At 44.1% G+C, this 20490-nt stretch carries 20 protein-coding genes; 10 read left to right on the plus strand and 10 right to left on the minus strand.

What is annotated here, in order from left to right; genetic code table 11:
• The first annotated feature begins 30 nt into the window (after window positions 1–30).
• The gene (locus J4N23_RS05480) at window positions 31–213 is read left to right on the plus strand and encodes a hypothetical protein (RefSeq protein WP_207426019.1); all 183 of its coding nucleotides are present in this window, start codon (window positions 31–33) and stop codon (window positions 211–213) included.
• A 60-nt stretch (window positions 214–273) separates the two neighbouring features.
• Here the strand turns inward: J4N23_RS05480 and fmt are convergent, their stop codons facing one another.
• Entirely contained in the window at window positions 274–1185 is a 912-nt protein-coding gene (fmt, locus tag J4N23_RS05485) for a methionyl-tRNA formyltransferase (RefSeq protein WP_207426020.1), read from the minus strand.
• A 10-nt stretch (window positions 1186–1195) separates the two neighbouring features.
• A complete protein-coding gene (locus J4N23_RS05490; protein WP_207426021.1) occupies window positions 1196–2473 on the minus strand; it encodes an exo-beta-N-acetylmuramidase NamZ domain-containing protein in 1278 nt (425 codons plus the stop codon).
• Between the two features lie 70 nt (window positions 2474–2543).
• Here J4N23_RS05490 and J4N23_RS05495 point away from each other — a divergent pair, with 70 nt between their 5' ends.
• Window positions 2544–3764 carry an FtsX-like permease family protein gene (locus J4N23_RS05495; protein WP_207426022.1) on the plus strand — a complete coding sequence of 407 codons (1221 nt, stop codon included), beginning with the start codon at window positions 2544–2546 and terminating at the stop codon, window positions 3762–3764.
• Window positions 3765–3768: 4 nt separating this feature from the next.
• On the opposite strand, the gene J4N23_RS05500 is transcribed toward J4N23_RS05495, so the two are convergent.
• The 5 genes from J4N23_RS05500 to mazG all read right to left on the minus strand — a co-directional run bounded on the left by J4N23_RS05500 (window position 3769) and on the right by mazG (window position 7870).
• Window positions 3769–5112, minus strand: a complete 1344-nt coding sequence (locus J4N23_RS05500) for an outer membrane beta-barrel protein (RefSeq protein WP_207426023.1) — start codon at window positions 5110–5112, stop codon at window positions 3769–3771.
• Entirely contained in the window at window positions 5096–5662 is a 567-nt protein-coding gene (locus J4N23_RS05505; protein WP_207426024.1) for an RNA polymerase sigma factor, read from the minus strand. The genes J4N23_RS05500 and J4N23_RS05505 overlap by 17 nt, the downstream gene beginning before the upstream one ends.
• Window positions 5662–6090: a hypothetical protein gene (locus J4N23_RS05510; protein WP_207426025.1), complete on the minus strand. Its 429-nt coding sequence runs from the start codon at window positions 6088–6090 to the stop codon at window positions 5662–5664. The genes J4N23_RS05505 and J4N23_RS05510 overlap by 1 nt, the downstream gene beginning before the upstream one ends.
• A gap of 106 nt (window positions 6091–6196) precedes the next feature.
• Window positions 6197–7063: a DUF6263 family protein gene (locus J4N23_RS05515; RefSeq protein ID WP_207426026.1), complete on the minus strand. Its 867-nt coding sequence runs from the start codon at window positions 7061–7063 to the stop codon at window positions 6197–6199.
• Complete coding sequence (mazG, locus tag J4N23_RS05520; protein WP_207426027.1) at window positions 7064–7870, minus strand: nucleoside triphosphate pyrophosphohydrolase; 807 nt, start codon at window positions 7868–7870, stop codon at window positions 7064–7066.
• Between the two features lie 216 nt (window positions 7871–8086).
• Between mazG and J4N23_RS05525 the strand changes: the two genes are divergently transcribed.
• Both J4N23_RS05525 and J4N23_RS05530 read left to right on the plus strand, forming a co-directional pair.
• Window positions 8087–8746, plus strand: coding sequence for a phosphatase PAP2-related protein (locus J4N23_RS05525; RefSeq protein WP_207426028.1), 660 nt, complete (start codon window positions 8087–8089; stop codon window positions 8744–8746).
• A gap of 52 nt (window positions 8747–8798) precedes the next feature.
• Window positions 8799–8951 carry a hypothetical protein gene (locus J4N23_RS05530; RefSeq protein ID WP_207426029.1) on the plus strand — a complete coding sequence of 51 codons (153 nt, stop codon included), beginning with the start codon at window positions 8799–8801 and terminating at the stop codon, window positions 8949–8951.
• A gap of 115 nt (window positions 8952–9066) precedes the next feature.
• Here the strand turns inward: J4N23_RS05530 and sucC are convergent, their stop codons facing one another.
• Window positions 9067–10260 (minus strand): ADP-forming succinate--CoA ligase subunit beta, encoded by a 1194-nt coding sequence (sucC, locus tag J4N23_RS05535; protein ID WP_207426030.1) that lies wholly within the window; start codon window positions 10258–10260, stop codon window positions 9067–9069.
• A 187-nt stretch (window positions 10261–10447) separates the two neighbouring features.
• Between sucC and J4N23_RS05540 the strand changes: the two genes are divergently transcribed.
• The 5 genes from J4N23_RS05540 to J4N23_RS05560 all read left to right on the plus strand — a co-directional run bounded on the left by J4N23_RS05540 (window position 10448) and on the right by J4N23_RS05560 (window position 15543).
• Window positions 10448–11113, plus strand: coding sequence for an ABC transporter ATP-binding protein (locus J4N23_RS05540; protein WP_207426031.1), 666 nt, complete (start codon window positions 10448–10450; stop codon window positions 11111–11113).
• On the plus strand, window positions 11110–11571 hold the full coding sequence (locus J4N23_RS05545) for a hypothetical protein (protein ID WP_207426032.1): 462 nt from the start codon (window positions 11110–11112) through the stop codon (window positions 11569–11571). Before J4N23_RS05540 ends, J4N23_RS05545 begins: the two co-directional genes overlap by 4 nt.
• The gene (locus J4N23_RS05550; RefSeq protein WP_207426033.1) at window positions 11571–12179 is read left to right on the plus strand and encodes an HAD hydrolase-like protein; all 609 of its coding nucleotides are present in this window, start codon (window positions 11571–11573) and stop codon (window positions 12177–12179) included. The genes J4N23_RS05545 and J4N23_RS05550 overlap by 1 nt, the downstream gene beginning before the upstream one ends.
• Window positions 12180–12211: 32 nt before the next feature.
• Window positions 12212–13816, plus strand: coding sequence for a S41 family peptidase (locus J4N23_RS05555; protein WP_207426034.1), 1605 nt, complete (start codon window positions 12212–12214; stop codon window positions 13814–13816).
• A 122-nt stretch (window positions 13817–13938) separates the two neighbouring features.
• Window positions 13939–15543, plus strand: coding sequence for a S41 family peptidase (locus tag J4N23_RS05560; protein WP_207426035.1), 1605 nt, complete (start codon window positions 13939–13941; stop codon window positions 15541–15543).
• 67 nt (window positions 15544–15610) lie between these two features.
• Here J4N23_RS05560 and J4N23_RS05565 read toward each other — a convergent pair whose 3' ends face one another.
• A complete protein-coding gene (locus J4N23_RS05565) occupies window positions 15611–16528 on the minus strand; it encodes a M28 family peptidase (protein ID WP_207426036.1) in 918 nt (305 codons plus the stop codon).
• Between the two features lie 50 nt (window positions 16529–16578).
• Between J4N23_RS05565 and J4N23_RS05570 the strand changes: the two genes are divergently transcribed.
• Window positions 16579–16842 carry a hypothetical protein gene (locus tag J4N23_RS05570; protein WP_207426037.1) on the plus strand — a complete coding sequence of 88 codons (264 nt, stop codon included), beginning with the start codon at window positions 16579–16581 and terminating at the stop codon, window positions 16840–16842.
• Between the two features lie 2 nt (window positions 16843–16844).
• On the opposite strand, the gene smc is transcribed toward J4N23_RS05570, so the two are convergent.
• On the minus strand, window positions 16845–20387 hold the full coding sequence (gene smc / locus J4N23_RS05575) for a chromosome segregation protein SMC (protein ID WP_207426038.1): 3543 nt from the start codon (window positions 20385–20387) through the stop codon (window positions 16845–16847).
• Between the last annotated feature and the right edge of the window lie 103 nt (window positions 20388–20490).

Genomic DNA, 20490 nt, shown 5'->3' on the forward strand with positions numbered 1-20490 from the left:
TGTTGAATTTGCGTCTATTTATGGAAAAAGATGGAAACAAGCGCAAACATGCCTGGAGGCTCAGCCGAAGATAATCGGGGCAGGAAGTCGGAAACTCAGGATACGGGAGAAGACAGAATGCCACCCGCAGAGGAAGAATTAAAAGAACTGCTTAGAAAAACGCCGGATGACCTGAATCTGGATGATGATCAGGATCTGAAAGCGGACAATTGATCTAAGCTGAAAAAAGATCATCCCAGGCAGAAGGTACAAGACCTGGGATGATTACGGATTTTATAGCCGGAAGCCGCGTAAGAACTCTTCCACGCCCATCCTTTTTTTGCCCTCTGTCTGAAGATCGACCACCGATAGATAGCCATCCTTGCCCGCGAACTTCAGAAATGTTTTTCCATCACTAAGGAACTCTCCTGGTGGTACAGTTGGCACTTCTTCAATTAACTCAGCTTTATATATTTTCAGCGTTTTGTCTTTAAATACGGTGTAGGCAGCAGGATATGGACTTAAGCCCCGAATTAAATTATAAATCCTACGAGCTGGTTCGTCCCATTTAATCAGGCAGTCTTCTTTAAATATTTTCGGAGCATGGGTAGGAGGCCTGTCAAAAGTTTCCTGTCGTTTTTCTGTATAATTCCCGCTTTCTATCGCTTTTACAGTTCGCACCAGCAGTTGGGCTCCCACGAGCATCAGTTTGTCATGAATTTCGCCCGCAGTACTATCGTCCGAAATCGACACCTTCTCAGAGAAGATAATGTCTCCGGTATCGATCTCATGTTGGAGGAAAAATGTAGTGACGCCAGTTTCCTTCTCGCCATTAATTACTGCCCAGTTGATAGGTGCAGCTCCCCGGTAATTCGGCAAAAGTGAGGCATGTAAATTTATGGTTCCCTTAGGCGGCATATTCCATACAATTTCCGGTAGCATTCTGAAGGCGACTACGACCTGCAGATCCGCCTTATACGCTGCCAGGTCCTGCACAAATCCAGGATCCTTCAATTTGACAGGCTGCAGTATCGGAAGTCCCTTTGCAGCAGCGTATTTTTTAACTGCCGACTCATTCAGCTTTTGTCCCCGTCCCGCCGGTTTGTCAGGTGCTGTTACTACAGCCACTATATTGCAGCCCGCCTGTACGAGCGCATCAAGTGAGGCTACAGCAAAGTCGGGAGTCCCCATGAAAATGATTCGCATGTGTGTTTAATTAATTATATAACAGATATTTCTTGCGCATCAGCTTATACTGCGACAATGCAGGTTCCCAGCTACGGCGTATCTCCTCCTCGGATTTTCCTGCAATGATTTGTTGCCTCAGATCTTCTGTTCCGGCAAGGCGGTCAAAGTTATTGATCTGCTTGCTTTGTTTATAATCAAAGAATTTTTCCTTTTCGGGATAGGCCTTATACAGATCTATCAACCATTTTAGGTTAATGCGCTGCGTTTTTCTAAAGTTATTCGTGTCATACTTTCTCAGGTCCAAACCGTAGCATTTCTGGTTCTGGTGCAAAGGCGTTTCACTCATTCCCCGGATGCTGACGGGGGTAAAGTGGAAGCTGTACTTCCCTGCAAGTTTCGGGCTGCCCAGTACCTGAAAGGGGAAGTGCGTGCCGCGTCCCTGGCTGATAATAGTACCTTCGAACAGGCACAGGGAAGGATAGAGGAGGATCGACTGCTGCGTGTTTAAGTTGGGGCTGGGTTTTACCGGTAATTTGTATACACTATTATGGCTGTAGTTCTCCATCTTGATAATCTTCAGCTTACACTTTACCTTGTTTTTCAGCCACCCTTCGCCATTAATCATCTGCGCATACTCGGCAATAGTCATTCCGTGAACTATTGGAATAGGGTGCATCCCGATAAATGATTTGTGCTTCTCCTCCAGCACCGGCCCATCTACGTAGAAGCCATTCGGGTTCGGCCTGTCCAAGATCAGTAATTCGATGCCACTCTCTGCGCAGGCTTCCATCATATAATGCAGGGTAGATATATAAGTATAGAATCGGGCACCAACGTCCTGTATGTCAAAAATCATCAGGTTTATCCCGTTTAAATCTTCCTTCGTAGGTTTGTAATGACTGCCATATAAAGAAATTACGGGTATGCCTGTTTTCGCATCAGTCGTACTGCTCACTTTTGCTCCTGCACTTGCTTGTCCCCGAAATCCATGCTCCGGCCCGAATATCTTCACGATGTTTACACCCAGACTTCTCAGGCTGTCGATACTGAATTTTCCATCGATTATTGATGTTTGATTGATCAGCATCCCCACCTTTTTTCCTTTCAGGTAGGGGACATATTCCCTCGTTCGTTCTGCCCCGATTTGCAGTCCTGCTTTCTTTTTGCCGTCAATAGCGTCAACGTCTACGTTATAGGGATTGGGAACATTGGTCCGGATGGTGGGCCTGCTTCCCGGCTCAGTAGTAACAGCGCAGGATGCGATAATTGATACAGGAAACAAAAGATTGAAAAAATACTTTCTCATAGTAAGATTTGGTGATTAAACAACAGTCGGAAAATTTTGCATCTTTGCTAAAGTACAAAAAACGTAACATTTGAATCTACCAGCCTTTATAGCTAAAAGGATAACCTTTCATTCAAAACGCACCTTTTCTAAGCTAAGTGTGCGCATCGCCGTAATCGGCATTATGCTGAGTTTGGCGGTAATGATTCTCTCCCTGGCAGTAGTAAATGGTTTTAAGTCAGAGATCAGGGAAAAGATCAGAGGTTTTTCAGGTGATATCATCGCCATCAAATACGACCTGAACTCCTCTTACGAAAATTCGCCTTTTTCTATACGTGCGGATTCTCTGAAGCTCATCAAATCCGTAAACGGGATTGAACATCTTCAGCCCTATGCGATAAAACCTGGTATCATCAACACGAATGAGGAAGTAGAGGGAGTGGTTTTGAAGGGAGTAGATGAATTGTACGATTGGAGTTATTTTAAGAAGATATTAAGCGCAGGACGCGTTATCGATTTCTCGGACAGCGTAAAAGCTAACCGTGAAATTCTTATCTCGAAATACCTCGCAGGCCGACTTAAGCTGAAGGTGGGCGATGATTTCCTGATGTATTTTGTACAGGAACCGCTTCGGAAGCGAAAGTTTGAGATTGTAGGAATCTATGATTTAGGGGTAGAGGAAGTAGACCGCACCTACGTAATTGGTAGTCTTTCTCTTATCCGGAGACTCAACGATTGGAAGCCCGACCAGGTAGGGGGCTATGAGTTACGAGTGAGCGATTTTAATCAGCTGGAGGCCTCCTCCGAGCGGGTAAGCGATGTTTTGAACTATACGCTGCGATCGTTCACTATCAAGGAATGGTATCCAAGTATTTTCCAATGGCTTGGCTTGCTCGATGTAAATACGCAGGTGATATTGGTATTGATGCTGGCTGTAGCAGTTATTAATATGATTTCTGCCCTACTGATCATCATTTTGGAACGTACCAACATGATTGGCGTTTTGAAAGCCCTGGGTAGTTCAAATTGGTCGATTCAAAAGATATTTCTGCACAATGCAGCCTACCTGATTGGATTGGGACTGCTGCTGGGTAATCTTCTTGGTCTGGGACTTGGCTTCCTTCAGCGCGAGACACATTTTTTTCAGCTAGACCAGGCTTCGTATTATATGACGTTTATCCCTGTTGAGCTAAACGCACTGGATATCTTACTCCTTAATGTGGGAACAATGATCGTCTGCCTGCTGGTGTTGATCATTCCATCCATGCTGGTAGCAAGGATATCACCAGTGAAGGCAATAACCTTCAAATAGCCCTTTATTTTTTTGTCGTACTGAAGTTTAACTTCAAGTTTAGCCCGGCCGCCCCAAACCGAATATTCTGCGCACCTAATCCTCCCAGCGGGTACTTCAAAAAAGGCTCGTAGGAGATACGGCTCTTCTTACCAAGGGGATGCCCCATTCCCACAGAAAAGTTGAGCATACGGGCAAAGTCGAACGTTTGCGCCTCTGTCTCTGCCTTCTCGTCCTCCCTATCCAGCTTAATGCCGTTGTAATTGCCACTTACGTTGTAGGAGTAAGTGTACGACTCTTCAATAAAAAAGTTGGAGCTTAAGCCAGCGGTTACAAACAGCTGATTCTTATTGTCAAGCAGGACATACTTCATATTGATCGGGATGTCGAGCCCCAGCAGCGAAGCATTGTATTTCTGAATGTTATATGTTTCAGCAAGATAGGAACCAGCGGGGCTAAGGCCTGCATTCCATCGCGAGGTCTCGGTGGGTTGCATGGTAAAGTTGTCGAGCGCTACAGCAGGGATGGATCCGGAGAAGTTCAAATTGTTCTGAGCAAGGGCAACTCCCGTTGAAATCTTAAGCTTCTTGCTAATGGTGAACTCCGACTGTACTCCGAATCCGGTATTTATGTTCGACTCACTGCCCTCCGCATAGTTGATATAGCTTCCCGCATACACCCCGATCGAAATACCCCGATTCTTTTTTGGCTGATCTTTCTTTGCATCCGGAAGCTCCGGAAGTTTAGCTAATGCCAGGGCTATGCTCTCGGGTTTCCCCGGTTCTGTTTCTGCGGGTAATGTCGTTGTTTTCTCACTGTTTTGAGAGGCAGCTGCTACCAAATTCTCTTTTACTTCATTTGGGAAATTCTCTTGAGTGACTACATCTTCCCTGGGTGTCTCAGTGCTGGGTTGTGTGAAAAACTGATCGTCATGGTCGGTAACAGCATCCTGTTGGCCTGCTGATGGTTTTTGCGTTTCGTTATACGCAGATCCTGAAATCAAAGCAATCTCGTTCATCTCCGCTTGCAGTTCCGGTTTAATGTTAGTACCGTCTGTCTGGCTTGCTGTTGTCTGCTGTTCTTCCAGTATGTCGTCCTGCACTCGGGCAGTAGCAGCTTCCTCCGTCGGCTTTGTTTTGCCCGTGAGGTAAATCTTTTCTTGTTCGTTGCCCAGGAATAGCCAGCCTGCAGTGGCGATCAAAGCAATAGCAGCGGCATATCTCCACCAGAGTACAACTGGTTTTTTTTCTGGTTCACCAGGAAATCTCTTGCGAAGATCTTCCCAGCCAACAGACGCAGTATCATCTTCGTAGTCCTCGAAAATGTCTTTGATTCTGTTCACCAGTAAATCATCAAACTGATCCTTCATACTTCATCTCCTGTTGTTGATTCAAATATTTTCTTAGTTTTTCTTTTGCCCGGCTCAGGTAAACTCTTGAGGAACTTACCGGAATAGCGAGCATGCTGCCAATCTCTTCGTGGCTATAACCGTCAATTTCGTACAGGTTGAACACCATACGATGTACTTCCGGTAATCGGTCCAGAAGCTTCAAAATGTCTTTAGCTGATAACTGATCAACAGCATCCGGCGCCTTACCGAGATAAGCCGCCTCCTCCAGGTCGCCGTTGTTCATGTGCTTTAAGTTTTTTCGGCGATGATCAATAGCCGTATTAACTATTATTCTCCGAAGCCAGGCCTTGAATGGCTGGGTTTCATTAAAGAACTGTATTGCCTTAAAAACTTTGATGAACGAGTCGTTCACCACTTCTAAGACGTCGTCCCGATTTGATAGGTAACGTAAGCCAACCCCCATAGCGTAGCCATAGAAATGCTTGTACAGCCTTTCCTGATACTTTAGATCGCCAAGTTTACATTTCTGAACGAGCTCTTCTTCAGAAACGGGGGGCTTTTTATGCATTAATTACCGACCTTTTTTAAATTATATCTATAGACCGTTGGTGCTAAAAATGAAGCCCCCGGCTGGTTTGTCTTGCTTAAAATCAGCTCATCTCCCTGTATTTCATAGGTATATGAACCGGATAGTATCAGCAGCGGATCAAAATGAGCGGGCCAGACATTTTTGTCCCTGAATTCAATCACATTTCCTTTGATCTCAAATGTTCCTGAACCTCCTGCCGGATAGTAGTTGGGGTTGCCTTGTGATGTATAGGTTTTACCCTGGAAGGTGATAGAGGCTTCTACCGGTGGTGTCAACATTGAACTGATCGGCCGAATGACAGTAAACTCGCCCGTGTAAGTTCCACTGAAGATAACCTTCTCTTCTTTCTTGCAGGCAGCAAGCAGGACGAAGGTGAATACGAAAATCCCAACTTGTCGGCTTGTCATTTTTTTCTCTTTATAAAGCTCCTACGAGGTGGAGGATCAAAACGCTACAGCTCCTATTCTTTTTCTAAACTTTTTGTTTCTTCCCGAAGTGAGTGTAAACCCGCGTCTATTGTACTTTTCCGCTTATCTTGTGAGTGGAAGTAATATGAATAGGAGAGGAAGTATCTGCCTTGTTAATATTCCCCTCCATTTTAATAATCATGGTGCCGGATAAGGGAAGCCCGCTCTTTCTGTCAATTTCGATTGTACCAGTTCCGGAACCAGTAAGAGTAGTCTGAGCTCCCGACTGGGCCAGCTTAGCGTCAACGGTATTTTTAACAAGGATACCGGCTGTCTGCACACCCAGTTTCATTAGGGTATAATCGGTTTTGCTGGTCGTGCTACCGAGGACGGTCCCTTTAATATCCTTTGTCCATGATTGTCCGATTGCTACCGGATAGGAGGGGAAAATATTGAAACTGGTGGAGAAATCGTTCAGGAAGCGCTCGTTGTTGTAGCTTGCTCGTATAGCTGCTTCCACCTGAGGGTCGGGTTGCATGGATTTAATAATGGACGCCATTAACTCGTTTATCCCATTCACATCAGTAATTACACCTTGCTTATCCAGTCGTAGCGTAAAGGACTTTCCGATCATACTCCCAAAGATATTACCTAGCAAGGGAGCAGAAGCCTCTGGATTTTCTGAGTCGTAGTTCAGTCCCATCATCTCTACCTTTATTTTATTATAGGTAGTTCTGATCACCTGTCCCTCGCTTGTTTCAGCCTCTACGACCATATCATAACCAAACTGGAAGGCCTGCTTAAGTAACAGTGGTTGGTTATTCTCCTGTAGTGAAATCTCCTGGTTGATAGCCATCTCTGTACTATACTTTCTGCCTTTCTCAAAGGAGAGTTTTAGTAATGCTTTGGATTGTGCCGCGGCCTGGCTTATGCTGAACAATAACAGCAGCGCAAAGGTGACTATTCCCTTCATCTATAGTTTTTTTGCTTCATTCCAGTAGATATCCATTTCAGCAAGGGTCATGTCTTTTAAGTTCTTACCCTGCTCTGAGGCTTTTTTCTCCAGGTATTGAAATCTCTTAATAAACTTCTTGTTTGTCTTTTCTAACGCATTTTCGGGGTTGATGTCGATAAACCGGGCATAGTTGATGAGTGAGAAAAGCAAGTCTCCGAACTCACTCTCAGCCTTGTCGCGATCAATTTCCTCGTTATTTACGCTGTTGAACTCCTCTCTGAACTCTTGTATTTCCTCTTCTACTTTCTCCCAAACCTGACTTTTTTCTTCCCAATCAAACCCCACCCCGCGGGCTTTTTCCTGAATACGGGATGCTTTTACCAGGGCCGGTAATGAAACAGGAACTCCCTCAAGCACCGATTTATTACCCTCTTTTAACTTGAGCTGTTCCCAGTTGCGTTTTACGTCTGTTTCATTCTCGACCTCTGTATCTCCATAAATGTGAGGATGGCGCGATATTAATTTATCACATATCCCATTTAGTACATCGGTGATCGTAAAGAGGTCCGTTTCTGATGCTATCCTTGCATAGAAGACCATGTGGAGCATGATATCGCCAATCTCTTTTTTTATTTCGCTCATGTCTCCGTCCAGAATCGCGTCGGATAACTCGTAAGTTTCCTCAATGGTGAGATGACGGAGGCTTTCCATTGTCTGTTTTTTATCCCAGGGGCACTGCTCTCTCAGTGTGTCCATAATAGAAAGCAAACGTTCGAAGGCCGTGGCCGGGGTAGATGATGATGGAGGGGCTATATTTTTAGGCATTTTTTTTTTGAGGCAAAGTTAGCGTTTCCTGCTGAAGGTGCTAAGGGGATATTAAGTTGAAAAACAGGGATAAATGAATTGGTCCTGAAATTTGTCGGGAAATGAACGTGTGTAACGCTTGTGTTAATAAATTGTTTTAGAGATTGTAAAAATAATGAGAGAATTGCAATATATTTGACCCGCCTAAAACTAGGGTAAAGATTGTGTTATCTTTTTATGAATAACAATAGGATAAAAGTAGCAGAAACATCACTTAATAGATGGGCATTGGCCTGGCAAGAACCTCTTTTTAAACAGAAGCTATTATTCGGTGTTGGTTTGTTTTTTAGCTTGATGCCGATATATCCGGTGTTTTACCAATATATTGAGCAAAGGGACGGATATAATCAGCAGGACATTGTTCTCCAGATGCTGCCGTCAATTGATGTTTCCATGCCTATTTTTATAGTTACCTGGGCGATGGCAATTCTACTGACAGTAAGAGCACTTCAAAATCCGGCTATATTCATTACCTTTTTATATGGCTTTGTAGTATTAAATGTGCTACGTTTTTTTACGATTGGGTTGGTTCCTTTTGACCCTCCTCCAGGCTTGATTCCGATTGTAGACCCGATTAGCAACTATTTCTATGGAAAAAGCTATGTTACAAAAGACTTGTTTTTCTCCGGGCATACAGCAACACAGTTCCTGTTCTTTATGTGTCTTCAAAAGAAGACCGATCGGAAATTGGCTCTGTTCGGAACCATCTTAATGGGGATTTTCGTTCTGATTCAGCACGTACATTTTACCATCGACGTGGTGACCGCACCAGTGTTTACGTACTTTTGTTATTTGGTAGCAAAGAAAATCACAAAGCCCTACTCGCAAATGTTTTAATCTTTATGAAAATATAATTACCTTTATTCTAAATTAACAAACTCTCACTCTTATGGACTACCTTGAAGATGAAGCCAAAAAAGGCTTCGTTGCTATTACTGTTATAGCACTTGTCATTCTATTCCTAGGTCTCATTCTCAGCTCTATGATTGATTTTACTGCCGACGACTATTACGGCTCGGCTGTTGCTACTGCCCCTAAATAAGGTGAGTGCAGGTTCTGCTGCGTATATTTGCCAGGGCGGGAAAGAGAAATAGACAAAACAATAAAGGGCGATGAAATTCATCGCCCTTTATTGTTTTCTGTTGTTTGGCTTTTACCTATTTAGAAAGCACTTTGGTTACTAGTTCTGCCGCTTCCTTTAGTAAGATTGCGGAGTAAACCTGAAGTCCTGACTCGTCAATTAGTTTTTTAGCTTCTTCAGCATTTGTTCCCTGAAGACGAACAATGATTGGAACGCGAACGTTTCCTAGCTCTTTGTAAGCATCAATCACACCTTGAGCAACACGGTCGCAACGAACAATACCACCAAAAATGTTGATTAGAATAGCTTTAACATTCGGATCTTGCAGGATGATATTGAATGCAGCTTTTACAGTTTGAGCATTGGCTGTTCCACCCACGTCAAGGAAGTTTGCAGGTTCTCCACCAGCTAATTTGATAATATCCATGGTAGCCATAGCCAAACCGGCACCGTTTACCATACAACCCACGTTTCCATCTAACTTTACGTAGTTAAGGTTAGACTTGCTGGCCTCTACTTCCATTGGGTCTTCTTCTGTTTCATCCCGCAAGGCAGCGTAATCAGGATGACGGAATAGCCCGTTATCATCCAGATTCACCTTTGCGTCAACCGCCAGGATCTTGTTATCTGAGGTTTTAAGAACAGGGTTGATTTCAAACATCGAAGAGTCTGTGTGCTCATAAGCTTTATATAAGGCAGCGATGAATTTCGTCATGTCCTTGAAAGCATCCCCGCTAAGACCAAGGTTGAAAGCAATTTTACGAGCCTGGAAACCTTGTAATCCAACCTTTGGATCAATTTCTTCCTTAAAGATGAGGTGCGGTGTATGTTCAGCAACTTCTTCAATGTCCATACCACCCTCGGTTGAATACATCACAATGTTACGTCCTTTTGCTCTGTCGAGTAGAACGCTGACGTAGAATTCTTTTGTTTCACTTTCTCCAGGGTAGTATACATCCTGTGCAATAAGTACTTTGTTTACTTTTTTGCCTTCGGGACCAGTTTGAGGTGTCACTAACTGCATTCCGATAATTTGCTCAGATTTTTCCCGAACTTCATCCAGGTTTTTAGCAAGTTTTACACCACCGCCTTTTCCACGGCCACCAGCATGGATTTGTGCTTTTACCACTACCCAGTCTGAGTTATAATCTTCTTTCAGCTTTTTTGCAGCCTCTACAGCTTCTTCTGGTGTTTCGGCAACAATGCCTTCCTGCACTCGAACACCGAAACTTTTCAATATGGCTTTACCTTGATACTCGTGAATATTCATTGTTTTGAAAGTTTTCAGGCGTAAAACTACTACTTTGCTTCAATTTCCGAAAGGTTAATGTAAGTTTTAAAAATTTCGCTACAGGATATTATCTTTTTATTAATCAATTTTTCGAGGCTATCCGAAATACAAGGGAAAACTTTTATTAGCCTTTAAACCTTTTCAAGTAAAAAACTATCTTCGCCCAATGCTGCAGGCCAATGCTATTCGGAAATCTTATGGGAAGCTCGAAATATTAAAAGGAGTAGACTTTGGGGTTAGCAAGGGAGAGATTGTAACGATCCTAGGCGCTTCAGGAGCAGGTAAAAGCACCTTGCTTCACATCATTGGCACGCTTGATCGTCCTGATAAGGGAGAAGTGATTCTCAATAATGTGAATGTGTCAAAGTTGTCATCAAAAAAGTTGAGTCTTTTTCGGAACAGGCATATAGGTTTTATCTTTCAGTTTCACCATCTGTTACCTGAATTCACCGCACTTGAAAATATTTGTATTCCAGCATTTATTGCTAAGCAGGGCAAGAAGGAAGCGGAGGGGAAAGCCAGGAACTTGCTTGAAATGTTGGGGCTAAGCCACCGGGCGGAACATAAGCCATCCGAACTGTCCGGCGGAGAACAGCAGCGTGTTGCCATTGCAAGAGCCCTGATTAATGATCCATCTATTATTTTGGCAGATGAACCTTCTGGTAATCTTGATTCGGAAAACGCAAGAGGGCTTCATCAGCTATTCCTGGACTTGAGGGAGCAATTTTCTCAAACTTTTGTGATTGTTACCCATAACGAAGACTTGGCAGAACTCGCCGATCGGAAGGTGATTATGAAAGACGGACAAATTATAAAGGAGCCATCAGCGTGAAAGTACTGATTACAGGAGCTACATCAGCTTTGGCCTTTCAGCTTGAGAAAAAGCTTGGCCCTGCTTTCGATATTGTGTTTGCAGATTCCCAGGAGTTGCCACAGTTTTTGCTGAGTAACAATCGTTTCTTGAAAATTCCAAAGGGCAGTGAGCCTTCTTTCGCCCATCAGCTTCTGAGTACTTGTCTCGACTTAGAAATTAGCTATTTGTTCCCCCTGCGTCGAGAAGAGATCCTATCTCTGATTGAAGCAAGGCAGTTGTTTGATGAGTATGGGATAAAATTGATGGTTCCTCCTCAACGGGCTCTAAACTCCTTGTTAATGGGACCGAAAATAGGTGAGTTAACGATAGTAGGTCTGGAGGAAGCACCAGGGGTAGATGAAAGTGACACAGACCGGGGAGCTTTCTGGGCTAATGGAGAAGATAAGGCTACTTATCGAATACTAACAGTTGACTAATGCTTGCTTATTCAGAAATAGATCCCCAAAAAAAAGCGTTCATTTTTGAATTGGATAACGTGCTCATCCCCGAAAGGGATTACCTGTTGCAGGTGTATTATCTTTTTTCAAATTTTTTAGAGTATCTGGAGACTTTCCCTCCGGCCAATGATCTTACCCAGTTCTTCAAGAAAGCTTATGAGAATAAAGGCCCCGATAAGTTGTTTGAAAAGGCGCGGGAGGTATTTGGTTTTGATGAGAAATACAAGGCGAATTTCGAGCGTTTACATATCGAGGCCAAGCTGCCGCTGAAATTGCTGTTGTATCAACAGGCACTGAACCTGCTGCAGGAAATTGTGGTAGACCGGAAACAGATCTTCATCGTCACCGGTGGGAACCCTTTGCAGCAGTTGAATAAAATCAAGCAGACAGAATGGAACGGGCTTGAAAAGTATTTAAGAGTTTATTTTGTGAACGAGGTAGCACCAAAGCCTTCCCCTGAAATTCTTAACCTCATTTTAGAGGAGCATAAGCTTGATAAAAAGGACGTATTGCTTTTTGGTGTATCTGAGACTGACCGTGTTTTCGCAAGAAATGCGAACCTTGATTTTGTTGAAGTAAAATATTAACTTCCAGAAATCGTTTAAGACAAAATTCTGGTATGATTCTTCATAAAGCTTCTTTAAGAGGCCTCCTTTTATTTCTGGGAATAGCTGCTTTGGCAGCCTGTAAAAAAACTCCTCAGGGAGAGGAGCCGCAGCCCCAGGCGGATGGAACAAGGTCGGAACTGACCAAAGATTCCATTTTCCTTTATGCAAAAGAAGTTTATTACTGGAATAGCTCGCTTCCCAGCTATGAGCAGTTCAATCCCCGAAAGTACAGTGACAATAGTGCCGAGATTGACAATTTAGACGAAGAGCTTTACTATCTTACCCGCTTCGGCATTAACCCCAGCACCAGCCGTCCTTTTGAATTCGTAAGTAATTCTAATGGCACCGACGCAGGCTATCCCAAATATTCCTATATCTCTGATATTACGCAGCAAAATCCAACGGCCTATATACCCTCGAAACGTAGCTCCGTAGACTTAGAGGGAAACGGCAACGACTTTGGTTTGCGTGTTGGCCTCTTCGGTACTCAGTCTAATTATAAGATACTTGTTCAGGCGGTATACCCCGGCTCCGATGCCGCTGCTAAAGGGTTTAAAAGAGGTGATACCATTAAAGTGATCAATACAAGAACCGTCGGATCAAATTATAACTCGGAGGTTGATTTTATCGACGATGCTCTTTTCTCGTCCTCTACCGTTTCTTTAAAGGGAAACAGGGGAGTATCCGCTACTGCCTTCGATCTTACGCTTAGCAAGACGAGTTACAAAAGCAGTCCGATTTATAAGGATGCGGTAATTACTTCTGGGGCAAAAAAAATTGGCTACATCGCTTATGCCCGATTTTCTCACCTCGCCAGCAATTCCAAAGCGGAGCTTGACCGGGTCTTCTCGAGTTTCGTTACTCAGGGTGTTACTGATCTTATTATTGACCTGCGTTACAATGGCGGTGGCTACGTTGCTACAGCAGAATACCTTATTAACACGCTTGCTCCGACAACCCTGCGGGACCAGATCATGTTTAGGGAGCACTATAACTCGCAGATGCAGCAGGGGAATGCGAAGATTCTCAAAAATCAGCCGGTTCGTGATGTTAATGATAAACCCATTTACCAAAATGGCAAGATGCAAACCTATGCGGACCAGGACTACAGCCTCAGCGGCCAAACTACTTTGTTTAAACCAAGAGGGGTGCTCAGCGGAATTAATAAGATAGTTTTTATCACCACCGGTAGTACTGCTTCTTCAAGTGAACTGGTGATTAATAGCTTAAAGCCTCATTTATCTTCCAATATTAAGATTGTAGGTTCGCGTTCTTACGGGAAGCCTATTGGTTTTTTCCCTTTACGGATTGACAAGTACGACGTATTTCTGAGTATGTTCCAAACCAAGAACTCTGCGGGCTATGGCGACTACTTTGATGGCTTTACTCCTGATATTTCTGCCAGTGATATCTCTTCAAGCGATAAGGTGGTTTATGATTTTGGTGATAGCCGGGAAAAGCTTCTTGCGGCTGCGGTTAACTATATCACCACCGGGACGGCTACCGCTACTGCCTCTGTATTGAGTCGTGAAGTGCAACTGCTGGATGCCTCCGGCAATCCCTTCGGCGACCACGAGTTTAAAGGAATGGTAGAAACGAGATTTCAAGCAAAGTAGAAAAGAACGTCTTTAAATGCGGCGGTTTTAGCCGTGATTGCAAATTTGTGAAAGTTAGAACTTTATAGATGCTTAGGTGTCTTACTAGAACATCTATCCATACAATTACTATATGTCTAGCTATGAAAACACATATTTCAATCGCATGTAAACGAGTCTTTTTCTACTCGATACTGCTGTTAACAGTCCTTTCAGGATGTAAGGACGAATCAGACGTTGAACCCGAGCCAGAACCACCGGTTATTACGCCCGCAGGGACAAGAACGGAGCTGATAAAAGATTCTATTTTTCTGTATGCTAAGCAGGTATACCTGTGGAACGAGTCGCTTCCTTCCTATCAGGAATTCAACCCTAGAAGGTATAATACTTTTCCAGATGAGATAAGTAATTATCACAAAGAATTGTATGATATTACGCAGTACAAAATAAATCCGGCGACCGGCAGGCCTTATGAATATATATCGCCGACTGCAGACTATCCCAAATACTCTTACATCACGGACAACACTTCTGACAATCCACCTCGTACTACTCAGGCGCCGCTCATCAGCGAGGTGACACTGGAAGGTGTAGGGACTGATTTTGGAATTGCATTATCGGCCGTGGGAACTACCAGTTCCTACCAGGTTTATATACGTTACGTCAATCAGGGATCGCCCGCAGATAAAGCCTTTTTAGCACGAGGCGATCTGTTGACAGAGATTAATGGCAGAACGCTAGGCGGCAATTTTTCGTCCGATCAGAATTATATCAACAACGCCTTTGATCAAAGCAGCATTCGTCTAGCGGGAAGAAAGCCGAACGGGTCTACCTTTATTCGCACCTTAACCAAAATGACCTATACCAGCAGTCCGGTGTTTAAAGATACGGTTGTGGAGCGAAGCGGGAAAAAGGTAGGGTACATCGCGTTTGCACGTTTTTCAAACCCAAGTAATGCAACAGAGCCCCTTAACCGGTCCTTTGCGCGGTTTGCCAGCCGCGGCATTACTGATTTGGTTGTCGATTTGAGATATAACGGTGGAGGTTATGTCTCTACTGCCGAGCATATGTCAAATCTAATTGCTCCAAGTTCTGTGAATGGAAATGTAATGTTTACAGAGTATTTTAATGAAACAATGCGTTCCGGCCAGGCTACGATCTTAAGAAATCAACCTCTTCTTAATGCAAGTGGGAATCCCCAATACAGTAATGGCAAGCTCGTGACTTATTTTGATATCGACTATTCGGTAGCTGAGAATACGTACCGGTTTCAGAAAAAGGGGAACCTTAATGGCATAAACAACGTTGTTTTCATTATAACCGGGAATACCGCCTCTGCTAGTGAGTTAGTCATCAACGTCTTGAAGCCTTATATGAACGTGAAGCTTGTAGGTTCAACCAGTTACGGCAAGCCAGTAGGCTTTTTTCCGATCACCATCGACCGGTACGACGTGTATTACTCCATGTTTGAAAGTAGGAATTCAAGAGGTGAGGGAGGATATTATGAGGGCTTTGCGCCCGATAGCCAGGCTGCTGATGATGTCACCCGGGATTTTGGAGATCCGCAGGAAGCGTCATTTGCTACCGCGCTTAATTACATCTTAACTGGTAGCCTGGTAGCGTCCGCTCCACCTGTAAAACTTTTGGGTAAGTCCGTCAGCGTTGCTTCAGTTCCCATCAAGCCACTTGGAACCGACAATTCCTTTAAGGGGATGATTGAGCTGCCACGGAGACTGAAATTAAAGTAATAAAGCACGAGCAAAATAAAAAGCCGGAAGATTTACTTCCGGCTTTTTATTTTGCTTGTGATCGAGGCTATTTATCCATAATCACTTTATCTCTAAAGATGCTTTTGGTGCTGATATTCTTATCGATATTTCCAACCACTTCAACTATTACATTTACACTATTGCGGAAGAACTCCTGATGGATTCGCTCGAAATCGTCAGTTGGTTGGTGATAATCCTGATGATCTTCCACACCAAAATAGATGAACGGGATCTTTTTCTGGTGAAAGGCAAAATGATCGCTCTGATTGGTCCAGTCATCTTTACCCTGATCAGGATGGTCGTGCCCCATCATCAGCTTGATTTTAGAATTCGTGGTAAATAAGTACTTTTTCAATTCCGGATAGTGGTAGGATCCTGCCGCAAAGAGCTCGCCACTTTCACTTCGGCTTATCATGTCCATGTTCACGTTCAGCTTAATTTTTTCTATTGGCAGGGGAGGTTGCTCCACAAATGCTCTCGCGCCCAGCAATCCCATTTCTTCCGCATCCAGAGCAGCGAAAACCAAAGTATGCTGCGGGGGATGTTTGCTGAAGTAAGTTGCCAAAGCGAGCAGGCCCGCCACGCCGGAAGCATTGTCGTCGGCACCATTGTATATCTGGCCGTTTACCTTACCTACATGATCAAAATGAGCAGTAATCACGATCGCTTCATCGGTTTTTCCGGGGAGGTAGGCTATCAGATTAGTACCTGAATTGATGCCTCCATTTCCTTTAATGCGGAAATCATGGGCATAGCTGGTTTCGAATGATTTCAATCCCAGTTGCCGAAAGCGGGAGCTGATGTAGTCAATAGCCATTTTATTTCCGGCAGTTCCTGTCTTTCTTCCCTCGTACCTGTCGGACGAGAGCTCTTTCACGTCGTCGAAAAGCTGCTGTGGACGAATGGATTTTGAGCATCCTACAAGCATCAGGAGCAGGAGGACGGCCTGAAATGGATATTGCATAATACTAAATAAAGATAATAACTCGTTTTAAGTATAAATGTTGCGATATTATGGAACAGTTAATAGCGAAAGAAGAGATAGGAAATTTCCGGATAGTTCCTGCACCTGAAGATCACTCGCAGGAGCTCAGCAAGAAAATGGAAGATGCCCTACGACTGGGTAACGGATATAAGGGAAAGGCAAACATCACCTTCCAAACGGAAGCAGGACCGAAAAAGGTAGAAACAACGGTTTGGGCTGTCGACGAACATTTTCTTCAACTCAAAAACGGAATTATTATTCCCAGCCGCAGTCTGATTGATATCGTCCTATAATCCTAGGCCACTTCTCTTAAGTCAACAGCAACCACTCTCGAGATTCCTTGTTCAACCATAGTAACTCCATAAATAATATCGGTGCTGGCTATGGTTCGCTTGTTATGCGATACAATTATAAATTGAGATTCATCTGAAAATTTTCGGATGATATTGTTGAATTTGTCAATATTGGTGTCGTCTAACGGAGCGTCTACCTCATCAAAAATACAGAAAGGAGCAGGCTTTAGCAGGTAGAGCGAGAATAGCAGCGCCGTTGCAGTCAGCGTTTTCTCTCCTCCCGATAATTGGTTGATAGAAAGAGGGCGCTTCCCTTTAGGGCGGGCAATGATATCAATATCTGATTCTAAGGGGTTCTCCGGCGACTCAAGAATTAGATCACAGCTGTCCTCTTCATTAAATAACGAACGGAAGACCCGGATAAAGTTTTCGCGGACCTGGGTAAACGCCTCCATGAACTTCCCTCTGGCGTTATCGTCAATTTCTTTGATCGTTTGCAGTAGCGACGCCTTTGCTTCTGTCAGGTCTTTTTTCTGATTCTGAATAAAGGTGTACCGCTCATTCATCTCGCGGTAGGCGTCCATGGCAGTAGAGTTGATAGGACCAAAGTCGTCTAATTGCCTTTTTAGCTTTTCGGTGCGATCTCGTAAATCAGATTCGTTCTCGTTCTCGGGGATCTCAGCGTCAAGCAGCTCGGCTATATCCACTGAGAATTCCACTGCCAATCGCTCCTTTAGGGCGTTGAGTTCTATTTTTAGTGAATTTTTCTTGTCTTTGATTTCGCTGGAAATAAGGTCCGCTTGCTCCTTTGTTTTCCGCAGACCCGAGATCTTGTTTTCGGTTTCGGAGATCAGCTCGCGGGACGCATAGTATTCCTGTTCTACCTCCCTTACTCCTTTCTCAAACTCTTCTTTCTGCTTGTACATGCTAATCAAATCTTCGTCAGAATGGTCCACATGTTGAAGCGTGTCTGAAATTTCCAGTCTTGTCTTCTCAAGATCGGCGCTGTTCTGAGCAATTTTGCTTTCCAGGCTTCGCTGCTGGCTGTCACGATAGTCCAGGTCTTTATCGATTCCGGAAACTTTATTCTGCTGCTGATGGAAGCGGATGTTCTCCTGGTTGAACATGGTAGATTTCTCATTAACCAGCTCTGCCAGTTCATGATACGCTTGCTGTTTTTCGACCAGCTCGTCGCTCATATTTTGTTTTTTCGACTTCAGCTCGGCCAGCTTCGGCTCTGCATCGGCAAGATCTTTATCAATCGATGCGATTTTCGTCTCGATGTCCTGCTTCCGGTTCTGGCTATTTTTGATGAAGGCTAAATACTGCTCCTGTCGTGTCTTCAGCGAAATCAGTTCATTACTTAACTTATTCACCTCGATCTGTAGTTGCTGCATTTCATTCTTCCGGGACGAAGCTTTCAGTGTTACACCCTTGTGCCCCTCTTGTTCAACCAAGGTTTTTAATGTGTTGATGCTGCTTTCGAGCAACCGGATTTCTTTTGCCAGGTTCTCCAGGTTTTTAGCGCGTCCGATACGCTTCCCTTCAAACAGTCCGACTGAACCGCCAGCCATGCTAATACGGCTTTTTATGAACTTGCCGGTAGCACTTAATATCACGATGTTCGACTCGGGCATTGCCGCCGCTATAGCTTCTTCATCGCCCTGAGTTAAAATATAAACGTTATGCAAGAGCTGGCGACATAAGCGACTGTACTTCGCATCCACATCAATAATGCTCAAGGCGGATATGAGATTATCGCTTATCAATTCCATTTTCGCTGGATCCGAGTTAGTGCTCAGTGCATCCAGAATAAAGAAGTTTGCCCTGCCTTTCGATGAATCGCTCAGGAGTTTTATTGCCTGAACTGCTTCTGCCTGGCTTTCTACCACATAGTGGTTCATCACCGGCTCCAGGTAGTTTTCTATCGCAATGCGGTACTCTTCCTTGCAGAACAGGACATCTGAGAAAAGCGGAGCCTGCTTAGCCCAGCCAGCACTTTTTTTCAGAAACCGGATGGATTCAGGGAAGCCTTCCAGGTTATCCACCATGGACTTGGTCAGGTTGTATTCGTTTTGCTTGGCGTCCAGTTTTCTGCTCTCAGTAGCCAGCTGCTCTTTGTATTTGTTAACCAGCCCCTCCGATTCCGTGATCTGCAGCGCCAGTCCTTCTTCAAATTGTTCCAGTTCTTTTACCTGCCCCTGTATTACTGCAGCTTCCGCTTCAAGCGTGGATATGGCCTTATTGAATTCAGTTAGCTCTGTTTCTTTTGATTCAGTGTCTGCAAGGTTGCGACTGCTCTCCTGAACCAAAGCCTCCCTTTGGATATTCAGCACAGCGAGGTCCTTTTCAAACTTGTAGAGCTGATTCTGCAGTTCGTTGTTCTGTTTGGCAAAAGCGTCAAGTGCAGCTTTTGACGATTGCTGCTGAACTCGCAGTTCATCCAGTTCCTCTTTTTTGTCGGCCAGGCTATTTTTCAAAATGTCCAGTAACTGGCTTTCCTGCAGATGCTCTTCGTTTAGCCTCTTAATGTTGTACAGGACATGATTTAGCTGGTTTTTGTCGCGATCTAGCTCTTCGCTCAGACGCTTCTCCTTGTCCTGCAGGAAACGCAGCTGTTCATTTTTGATCTTCTTTTCACTTTCGTAGGCTCTGATCTTTGAACTGAACTCGTTTGCCGCTTTCTGTTGTGCAGACAGATTTTTTTCTTTCGTAATGTTCTCGGTCTTGTGCTGTTGGATGGCCGCCTCCAGCTTGTCGATTTCTGTACTTAACTGGGTTTTCTCGAGCTCGTGGCGTTGCTCCTGATCTTCCAGCGTATCCAGGGCATCCCGAAATCTGATGATGCGGAAGGATGCAAGCATGAGACTTAAGGCCTTGTATTGATCTTTTAATTTGTAATAGCGTTCTGCTTTTTTCGCCTGATTCTCTAGTGTTTTCAGGTTTTTTTCTATCTCGAACAGCAGATCCTCCACGCGGCTCAGATCCGTTTCAGTATCCTTTAACTTGCTGAAGGTCTGCTTTTTCCGCAATTTATATTTCGAAATGCCCGAAGCTTCCTCAAACAAGGCCCTTCTTGAGCCCTCTTTATTTGCGATGATTTCGTCTATCATTTTTAATTCAATGATAGAGTAGGAGTCGGGCCCTATACCCGTGTCCAGAAAGAGGTCAGTGATGTCTTTTAAGCGGCACTGAACGTCGTTTAGGCGGTACTCGCTCTCGCCGCTCCGGTATAGTTTACGAGTGATGGTAACCTGCGAAAATTCGGTAGGGAGAATGTTGCGGGTGTTATCAAAAGTCAGTGAAACTTCAGCCAATTGTGAGGGTTTGCGGGTTTTCGTTCCGTTGAAGATGATATTCTCCATCTTTTCAGACCGAAGCATGCGGGTGCTCTGCTCCCCCAGAACCCAGCGAATTGCGTCTACTACGTTTGACTTTCCACAACCATTAGGGCCTACAATGGCTGTAACCCCTTCATTAAAATTTATTGTGATTTTATCCCCGAAGCTTTTAAAGCCCTTAATTTCCAGCCTGTTTAGTTGCATCTCTTCTCAACGGAACAAGGTTCCTTACTCATCTTAAAACAAGCAGCAAGTTATAGAATTAATAGAAATTTGACTAAAAAACCTCAATTTTCTGTTTAAGTGC

It is taken from the genome of Pedobacter sp. SYSU D00535 (assembly GCF_017355855.1).
Classification (GTDB): Bacteria; Bacteroidota; Bacteroidia; order Sphingobacteriales; family Sphingobacteriaceae; genus Desertivirga.

What these genes read in the sequence shown, in the direction of transcription:
- sucC (WP_207426030.1), bottom strand. Translation starts at nt 10,260, where the DNA reads ATGAATATTCACGAGTATCAAGGTAAAGCCATATTGAAAAGTTTCGGT.
- J4N23_RS05490 (WP_207426021.1), bottom strand. Translation starts at nt 2,473, where the DNA reads ATGAGAAAGTATTTTTTCAATCTTTTGTTTCCTGTATCAATTATCGCA.
- smc (WP_207426038.1), bottom strand. Translation starts at nt 20,387, where the DNA reads ATGCAACTAAACAGGCTGGAAATTAAGGGCTTTAAAAGCTTCGGGGAT.
- J4N23_RS05525 (WP_207426028.1), top strand. Translation starts at nt 8,087, where the DNA reads ATGAATAACAATAGGATAAAAGTAGCAGAAACATCACTTAATAGATGG.
- J4N23_RS05505 (WP_207426024.1), bottom strand. Translation starts at nt 5,662, where the DNA reads ATGCATAAAAAGCCCCCCGTTTCTGAAGAAGAGCTCGTTCAGAAATGT.
- J4N23_RS05560 (WP_207426035.1), top strand. Translation starts at nt 13,939, where the DNA reads ATGAAAACACATATTTCAATCGCATGTAAACGAGTCTTTTTCTACTCG.
- J4N23_RS05555 (WP_207426034.1), top strand. Translation starts at nt 12,212, where the DNA reads ATGATTCTTCATAAAGCTTCTTTAAGAGGCCTCCTTTTATTTCTGGGA.
- mazG (WP_207426027.1), bottom strand. Translation starts at nt 7,870, where the DNA reads ATGCCTAAAAATATAGCCCCTCCATCATCATCTACCCCGGCCACGGCC.
- J4N23_RS05565 (WP_207426036.1), bottom strand. Translation starts at nt 16,528, where the DNA reads ATGCAATATCCATTTCAGGCCGTCCTCCTGCTCCTGATGCTTGTAGGA.
- J4N23_RS05550 (WP_207426033.1), top strand. Translation starts at nt 11,571, where the DNA reads ATGCTTGCTTATTCAGAAATAGATCCCCAAAAAAAAGCGTTCATTTTT.
- J4N23_RS05500 (WP_207426023.1), bottom strand. Translation starts at nt 5,112, where the DNA reads ATGAAGGATCAGTTTGATGATTTACTGGTGAACAGAATCAAAGACATT.
- J4N23_RS05480 (WP_207426019.1), top strand. Translation starts at nt 31, where the DNA reads ATGGAAACAAGCGCAAACATGCCTGGAGGCTCAGCCGAAGATAATCGG.
- J4N23_RS05570 (WP_207426037.1), top strand. Translation starts at nt 16,579, where the DNA reads ATGGAACAGTTAATAGCGAAAGAAGAGATAGGAAATTTCCGGATAGTT.
- J4N23_RS05510 (WP_207426025.1), bottom strand. Translation starts at nt 6,090, where the DNA reads ATGACAAGCCGACAAGTTGGGATTTTCGTATTCACCTTCGTCCTGCTT.
- J4N23_RS05540 (WP_207426031.1), top strand. Translation starts at nt 10,448, where the DNA reads ATGCTGCAGGCCAATGCTATTCGGAAATCTTATGGGAAGCTCGAAATA.
- fmt (WP_207426020.1), bottom strand. Translation starts at nt 1,185, where the DNA reads ATGCGAATCATTTTCATGGGGACTCCCGACTTTGCTGTAGCCTCACTT.
- J4N23_RS05530 (WP_207426029.1), top strand. Translation starts at nt 8,799, where the DNA reads ATGGACTACCTTGAAGATGAAGCCAAAAAAGGCTTCGTTGCTATTACT.
- J4N23_RS05515 (WP_207426026.1), bottom strand. Translation starts at nt 7,063, where the DNA reads ATGAAGGGAATAGTCACCTTTGCGCTGCTGTTATTGTTCAGCATAAGC.